We start from the raw sequence: 7,876 nt of genomic DNA on the forward strand, positions 1-7,876 counted from the left end.
CTATGGGAATTAAAGACATGATGAAATCGTTCCTGTTTGAAACCGTCGATTCCATCGAAGACGATGACGAAGATGTCGTCGAAGAAACCACCGAAGAACCTGTTGAAGAACAGCCTGCAGCTGCAGAGCCTGTTTCTCCTGCGGTTCACGAAACGCCGGCGCCAGCCGTTCAGCCAGCCGTGCTCGAACCGGTCACTCCAGCGGAAGTGGACCGTCAGGCTAACGATTTCCTGGCAAGCACCTCCCGCAAGCCGGAATCTTCGCTCTTTGCGGGCGTTGAAGAGACGCTGAGTCCTTCGACAAACAGCAGCAGCCAGACTGCCAGAAGCCATGCGAAAAAAACGGAAGCAAAAAAAGCACCGGCCCAGGCGCGCAAAGGTGCTTCCCGCAAGGATAAAACCGCCTTTATTGACTACTCTGCCGTTCTTTCTCCAATTTTCGGAAACCTTCCCGAAGATCAGAAAGATGTGGACGCCGTACACGATGCGATCAATCTGCCGGAACCGCAGGATCACTCCGACATGATTCAGATCATCTCGCCAATGTACGGCACAACTCCAAAACCGAAAAAGCGCGCCCCGCTTGGCGAACGCCGTTCCGCTGCTCCCAAAGCCGCAGCCGAAGCGCCCGCTAAGGAAGCCGAAAAAGCCGCACCGGCGCATGAGGCAGCGCAGGCTTCCGCAGCGGCGCGCACAAACACAAACCGCACGCGTCTGACGGATGAGCTTCTCAGCAATGCCGCAGCCGCTTCGAATACCCATTCCAAACCTATGGATCTTGCCGCCTATCTTTCGCGTCCGGCAAGAACGTCTTCAAAGGACGGCGATAAGGAATGAATTATTTCTTTACCGGCATCAAAGGAACCGGCATGGCCGCTCTGGCCGAAATCCTTGCCGATCAAGGCAATGAGGTGCGCGGCTCCGATATCGAAAAATACATTTTTACCGAAGACGGACTGAAAGAGCGCGGCATCGAAATTTATTCCTTCGATCCCGCCAATATCCAGCCGGGCGATACCGTGATCGCCGGTCTCGCGTTTGAAGACGATCATCCCGAACTCGTTCAGGCCAGAGCCATGGACGATGTGAAAGTGTATCGCTACAACGAGTTTTTAGGCCATCTTCTGGAATCCTACAATTCCATCTGCGTAGCCGGCTGTCATGGCAAATCCACCACGACTGGTCTGCTCGCGCACATTCTTTCTGCGTGGGAACCGACCGGCTATCTGATCGGCGACGGAAACGGCCATATGCCTGCCGATGCGAAGCATTTCGTTCTCGAGTCGTGCGAATTCAAGCGGCATTTCCTGGCGTATCATCCCGACTACGCGCTGATCACCAATATTGAGCTCGACCACGTCGACTACTACAAAGATCTTGACGACTACATTTCCGCCTTCCAGAGCTTCATTCGCCAGACGAAAAAAGAAGCCGTCATCTTCGGCGACGACCCCTGGCTGCCCGGACTGGACTATCCCATTCCGTATGTCAAATACGGTCTGAACGACGGCAATGACTATCAGGGCGTCAATCTGGTGCAGGATGAACACGGCTCTACGCTAAGCGTTCTGTACAAAGGTGAGAAAATCGTCGATCTCATCCTGCACGAAAGCGGATTGCCTTTCGTATGGGATTCCCTGGGCGCATTCGCGCTGGCGCATCAGCTTGGCATGCCGGCCGATCAGATTGCGGCACAGATCGATTCCTTTAAGGGCATCGCCCGCCGTTCTGTGATTGAAGAAATCGGCGAAAACGTTCTTGTAGACGATTACGCGCACCATCCGACCGCTATTCGCGAAATGATCCGCGGCATGCGTCATCGCTATCCGGATAAGAAGATCGTCGCGCTGTACAAACCGGATCGCTATTCCCGTCTGGAGTATTTCCTGGACGGCTTTGCCGATTCGCTTAACGAAGCGGATGCGAGCGCCGTACTCGACTTTGATTCCAATATTCATCCGGAAAACGATTCGATCAAAGTGACCATTCAGGATCTTCTCGATCGTCTTGAAAATGGCCGTCTGCTGGAGATCGATGAAGTAAGCGCAAAGCAGCTGCAGGATCTGGGCCCCGCGGTTTATATCTTCATGTCTTCGAAAAACATTTATCTTCTGAAGAATCTGCTCAAAAAGCGCCTTCTCGAAGCCGAATAAAGTCCGCCTCAAACTGGATTTACATGCGAAAATCCGTCGCATTCCGCAGGGAATGGACGGATTTTTTTGAGGCGCTCAGTGAGCAGGTCACAAGAAGGCGCCTTCTGAATTGATCGATGGTATATTTGATTAATAACATATCCGTTTTAGATTAATGCGTTTAGTATTTCTTTATTTTCCATTCTGGAAAACGACTGAATCTGGAGCCAATCGTCAAAGAATTTCTTTACGTCATCGAACAGAACACTGAATCTTTTCAAAGTTCAATGAAAAGTTTTCATCCGTAAGAATGAATAACGTCATCAGTGCTATAATTTGAACGAATTGAAACATCTCAAAACGGATCAGACAGAGAAAGGAATTGTATGACAGTAAATCTTGATGTTCTGATGTATCTGGCCAGAATTGCCCTGGCGATTGCGGGCGTCATCGCTCTGGTTTATCTCGCGATGCTCTTTAAATCCGTAATCGACACCATGAAGACCTTTTCCAAAACTCTGGAAGCCGTCAATCGGGATCTGGTAAAACTTGAGTCTCCTCTGAACACGATCGGACAGGTATCCAATACGGTCGATCAGGTTTCGGATTCAGCCAAGAAGGCCGCCATGGGAGCCATCAAAGTTTTCTCAGAAGGTACAACGCGGCTCGGATCCAAAATGAACCAGAAATCCGAAGGCGTTAAGCGCAAATCGACCCGTCCAGAAACCGAGCCGGATGTGCAGCCGGAAAGTCAGTCTGCTCCTGCAGCCGATTTCCAGCCGGTCGGCATCGTGAAAGAGGAAGTCAGCGCCATCGTCACGGAAGAAAGCCAGACCCGGCCTGAACAGAAGGACTGAACGGCCAGCACAGGACGCCAGTCAACAGACGTCCAGTCAGTCCAGAATTGTTTCGAACCAGGAAAGCCATGGAGGATATGTAATGGAAGATGAAAAGAAAACAGTCGATACTGAAGAAGTAAAAGCGACTGAAACGGCTGAAAAAGAACCAGCCGATACCCCCGAACTGCCAGATGTGCCAGAAGAAGAACTTCTCGAAGCACCGAAAGAAGAAGCACCGGACGAAGATACAGAAGCCAAGGAAGATGCAGCACGTACTGCAGCCATTGACGAAATGGAAAAAGCCACGCAGAAAGCACTGGATGCCATGCGCGAAAAAGACAATCCGGAAAATGCCAAAGTCGTGGACGATGCGGAAGAAGAAGCCAGAGAAATCTTTGATGATTTTTCCAAATGGATGAAAGACAATACGCAGCCGGAACGCCTGAAAGCGGAATTCAAGGGCGTATCCGAGAAAATCGCGGAAGTACTCGAAAACGCGCGCAAATCGGCGATCGCCGTTTCCCAGAGCGAAGACTTCAAAAAGACAATGGAGTCCGGAAAGAACTTCGTACTCGGAACTGCCGGCCTGATCGGCGACGGTCTGAAATTCGGCTACGACAAGCTGATGGAAATCCCGGAACTGCGCAAGATCTCAGATAAAGTCAATGACAAAGTCGACGATCTGCGCCACAGCGAAACGCTTCGCAGCGCGGTTGACCGTTCCGAAGAAGGATTCAACCAGTTCACAAACGCACTGTTTAGCGGCATCAAGTCGTTCTTCACTCAGCCGGAAGCCAAAGAGGGCAAAGAAGACAAACACGATCTGCCGGATCTGCCAGAAGATACAGATGGGGAATAAGCAATGAAACGAATTACAATTTACGATGTCGCCAAGGAAGCGGACGTATCCCTTGCGACCGTGTCCCGTGTTATTAACGACTCCCGCGTAGTCCGCGAAGATACCCGTCAGCGCGTACAGGAAGTCATTGAAAAGCTCGGCTATAAGCCCAATGCAGTAGCGCAGGGCCTCGCTCTGTCCAAGACGACGACGGTTTCGATTGTCATGTCGGAAAAGCTGCTCGCCTACAACGCCCGCATTCTCAACGGACTGATGGACGTAGCGCACATTTACAACTACAACATCATGTTCCACACGACATCCAAGGGCATTTCCAAAATGCAGGATGTCATCGAATCCATTATCAAGTCCCGCGTTGACGGCGTCATTCTGTTTAATGACAACTTCACGCAGGAAGAAATGGACGTACTCAACGAATACAAAGTGCCGATGGTCGTTGTCGGCAGCAAGTTTGAAGATTCCGAACACGAACACGTCGGCAACGTATTCGTTGACTTCGAACAGCTCGCCTACGATCTGGTCAAGGACTGCTTTGAAAAAGGCGTTACTGACATCGCCCTGATGGAAGACAAGCTCAACCTGTCCATGATGACCCAGATGAAGCAGGGCATTTCCCGCGCCTTTGAAGACGCCGGCATGACGTTTGAAAACTATCTGTCCTATAACGATACGTACAAGACAAGCTACGAGTATTTCTCGGACTATCTCAAGACGCACAAGCCGCATACGCTGAACATCGCCTTCCGCGATTCGCAGGCGATCGCCATGCTGAACGCAGCCAAGGAAAACGGCTATTCCGTTCCGGAAGATCTGCAGATTGTTACGGTACTCGATTCCAAGTATCTGCCGATGATGCGTCCGACGCTGAGCGCCTACAATGTGCCAGAATACGACATGGGTGCGATCGCGATGCGTGTTCTGACAAAAATGCTCGTCGGCCAGGACGGCCAGAATCTCGAAAAGATCATCGAGATCAAAGCCTCTCCGATTGCCAGAGAATCCACTCTGCCAAGCGAGCTCAAATAGTATTTCAAAAAATCCAAAGCAGGCTTCAAGCCTGCTTTTCGACTGTTCAGGGCGTTTCGTTAAAACGAAACAGGCTGAACAAATAATCAAACCGAAAAACGAAAAACCGAACCTCCCGGTTTTGAAATCCAGGAGAGGGATCGTTCGGTTTCTCAAAACGGCATACAAACGAATGTGGGGTAGAATGAAGCCATGGAAATTGTTTTTAATCAAATGACGGACCATCTGCCGGATCACGATTACGTAAAGGATTACCAGACGATCATGGAAAAAGCCGGACGGCTTATGAATCTTGACGACGATCTGGTCTGCTCCGTAATTTTTGTCGATCCCGAGCAGATTCATGAAATCAACCGCGACTACCGGAACATTGACCGGCCAACGGATGTCATTTCGTTTGCGATGAAAGATGACTCTTCCAATATTTTCATTGAGGAAGAAGAAAAAGAGCTGGGCGATATTTTTATCAATACCCAGGCAGTGGAAGATCAGGCCAGAGAATACGGTCATTCCGTACGCCGTGAGTCCTGCTTCCTGTTCTGCCACGGCCTTCTGCATCTTTGCGGCTATGATCATATGACACCGGAAGATGAAAAAGTCATGTTTTCCTTACAGAAAGACATCCTTCATGAAGTGGCTGATCAATAGATTTCGCTACGCCTTTTCCGGCGTTCGCTATGGAATGCTTCGCGATCGCAGCGTCCGCTTTCAGTTTGTTCTCGCCGCTCTGGCGATTGCGGCCGGGCTGATTCTGAAAATTTCCAGAAGCGACTGGCTGTGGATTATCCTGGCCGTCTGCCTGGTCATCATGGCGGAAATTTTTAATTCCTGTATCGAAAAAACCGTGGATTACATATCGGAAAAACGGGATCCGCGCGCCGGTCTGATCAAGGATATGGCCGCTGCTGCGGTTCTGCTGGCTTCAGTCTTTGCGCTTTGCGCGGCCATGTTTATTTTTCTGCCGCCTTTTCTGGCCTGGTTTTCGTAAAGAAAAAACTTCTGGCTGGATCCGGATCAGTTCCGGTCTGCTTTAGAATGGAGAGTTTTGTATGGCACCTTTTAAATCTGGATTTGTGGCTATCGTCGGCCGGCCCAATGCGGGTAAATCGACGCTTTTAAACGCTTTACTTGGCGAGAAAATCGCCATCATGTCAGATAAGCCGAATACGACACGAAACAATATCGCCGGCATTCTTTCCCAGGACGCTGCGCAGTTTGTCTTTGTGGATACGCCGGGCATTCATAAACCGCAGCAGGAACTTGGACGCGTCCTCAATAAAAACGCGTATATCGCTATGGAAGACGCGGATGTCGTGGCCTGGATTGTCGATGGAACGCAGTCCTTTGGCTCGGGCGACAATTTTATTCTCGAACGTCTCAAAACGCTTGGAAAACCGATTATTCTGCTTTTAAACAAAGTGGATAAGATGTCCCGCGAAAATCTGCTTAAACGTCTGAACTACTGGTCCGGACTGTACGATTTTGCAGAAATCATCCCGCTCTCGGCTCTGAAACGCGAAAATATCGATGAAGTTCTGCACGTCTTCAAGGATTACCTGCCGGAAGGCGATCCGCTCTATCCGAGCGAAATGAAGAGCGACCACGGTCTGAACTTCCAGCTGACCGAACTCGTTCGCGAAAAGATCCTGCAGAAAACGCACGACGAAATTCCGCATTCCATTGCGGTTCTGCTGGAAAGCATGGAAGAATTCAACGGCAAGGTTTACCTGTCCTTTATCGTCATCGTCGACCGCGACTCGCAAAAAGGCATTCTGATCGGAAAGGGCGGCGACATGATCCGCTCCATCCGCATGAGCGCCCAGAAGGACATTAAGGAAAAACTGGGCAAGCCTGTCAACATCGAGCTGTATGTGCGCGTGGAAAAGAACTGGCGCAATAAGGAAAACAAAATTAAGGAATTCGGTCTGGACGAACTCTCCGACGACTGACCGGTTTACTAGCTTCTGGTACAGACGACTCTGGCCAGAAGCTGTTTTCTTCTGGGCTTTTCCCGGGACGTGCAAATCCGGATAATAAGAGGCGTGCTGAGTACGGCAGGCTGCAAAGAAACGACATTGCCCTGCATTCTTGGCCGCGAGTCAGAAGGAGGAAAAACGCATGGAAGAAGAAAATCAGTTTTTTGAGTCGGGCGAAGCGCGCATTCAGTCCAGACAGGGGCTTGTTCTTTCCACAATGGACTACAAGGACAACGATGGCCTGATTACGATGGCGGATGAAAATGGAATTTTTAAAGTCTATGCCAAAGGCGTACAAAAGGAAACGTCCAAAAACCGCCGGCTGTTTCTGCCGTTTTCGCTTACCCGTATCGCTTACGATCCGAAGTATTCCCGGGATTTTCTGTTTCTGATCAACGGACAGGTGATCGAGTCGTACTGGAAAAATTCGTCATCGCTCGAATACCAGTGCATCAACCAGATCCTGACGTCCCTGATTCTTCGGCACGACAGTACACCCGAAATTTATTACGATCTGCATTCGTTCTGGCAAAAGGCGCAGGAAGGCGAAATCGCGGATGCCCGACTGGCTGCGTGCAAGACGATGATCGAAATTCTTCATGAAGCAGGCGTTCTGATGAATGTGGATGAATGCACCGTCTGTTCGAGAACGGACCGGATCGCAGGCGTGTCCATCGAAACCGGCGGATTTGTCTGTCTTGACCATCTGGGCGAACACCAGCCCTGGCCCAAGGCAGATCTCATGCTGCTGCGTCGACTGACGCGCTATCCGTTAGAAAAGCTGTATCGTCAGGATCTGCGCCCGCAGGACGATCAGTTTCTGCTCTGGCTGATGGAGTGGTATCAGTACACGACCGACAGCCGTCTGCGCTCTCTGGATCTGCTGAAACAGCTGATCGAAATGGGTGATCGAAAGAAAGACAAAACGTCTTCGAACCAATGCCATTCGGTTTTCCGGATAAAACAATGATTTGAACCTAACCTGTCTCGGAAGTCGTACCTTCCTCACGGTGATATCACGGTGACGTTATCTTATTTGGATAAG

9 protein-coding genes are annotated in these 7,876 nt (G+C 50.3%); all 9 read left to right on the top strand.

Features of this window, described 5'->3' with window-relative positions:
* Positions 1-2: 2 nt before the first annotated feature.
* Positions 3-836, top strand: coding sequence for a hypothetical protein (locus ACLUYS_RS02735; protein WP_288338841.1), 834 nt, complete (start codon positions 3-5; stop codon positions 834-836).
* Positions 833-2,152 carry a UDP-N-acetylmuramate--L-alanine ligase gene (locus ACLUYS_RS02740; RefSeq protein WP_288338840.1) on the top strand — a complete coding sequence of 440 codons (1,320 nt, stop codon included), beginning with the start codon at positions 833-835 and terminating at the stop codon, positions 2,150-2,152. The genes ACLUYS_RS02735 and ACLUYS_RS02740 overlap by 4 nt, the downstream gene beginning before the upstream one ends.
* A gap of 365 nt (positions 2,153-2,517) precedes the next feature.
* The gene (locus ACLUYS_RS02745) at positions 2,518-2,988 is read left to right on the top strand and encodes a hypothetical protein (RefSeq protein WP_412658964.1); all 471 of its coding nucleotides are present in this window, start codon (positions 2,518-2,520) and stop codon (positions 2,986-2,988) included.
* 82 nt (positions 2,989-3,070) lie between these two features.
* Positions 3,071-3,829 carry a hypothetical protein gene (locus tag ACLUYS_RS02750; RefSeq protein WP_412658965.1) on the top strand — a complete coding sequence of 253 codons (759 nt, stop codon included), beginning with the start codon at positions 3,071-3,073 and terminating at the stop codon, positions 3,827-3,829.
* A gap of 3 nt (positions 3,830-3,832) precedes the next feature.
* Positions 3,833-4,855, top strand: coding sequence for a LacI family DNA-binding transcriptional regulator (locus ACLUYS_RS02755; protein ID WP_230268318.1), 1,023 nt, complete (start codon positions 3,833-3,835; stop codon positions 4,853-4,855).
* Between the two features lie 192 nt (positions 4,856-5,047).
* The gene (ybeY, locus tag ACLUYS_RS02760; protein ID WP_230268319.1) at positions 5,048-5,503 is read left to right on the top strand and encodes an rRNA maturation RNase YbeY; all 456 of its coding nucleotides are present in this window, start codon (positions 5,048-5,050) and stop codon (positions 5,501-5,503) included.
* Complete coding sequence (locus ACLUYS_RS02765) at positions 5,484-5,843, top strand: diacylglycerol kinase family protein (protein ID WP_412658967.1); 360 nt, start codon at positions 5,484-5,486, stop codon at positions 5,841-5,843. Before ybeY ends, ACLUYS_RS02765 begins: the two co-directional genes overlap by 20 nt.
* A 61-nt stretch (positions 5,844-5,904) precedes the next feature.
* Complete coding sequence (gene era / locus ACLUYS_RS02770; RefSeq protein WP_412658969.1) at positions 5,905-6,804, top strand: GTPase Era; 900 nt, start codon at positions 5,905-5,907, stop codon at positions 6,802-6,804.
* Between the two features lie 169 nt (positions 6,805-6,973).
* Entirely contained in the window at positions 6,974-7,801 is an 828-nt protein-coding gene (recO, locus tag ACLUYS_RS02775; RefSeq protein ID WP_412658970.1) for a DNA repair protein RecO, read from the top strand.
* Positions 7,802-7,876 lie beyond the last annotated feature (75 nt).

Origin of the sequence: Allobaculum sp. (genome assembly GCF_047010065.1) — a bacterium.
GTDB lineage: Bacteria > Bacillota_I > Bacilli_A > Erysipelotrichales > Erysipelotrichaceae > Allobaculum > Allobaculum fili.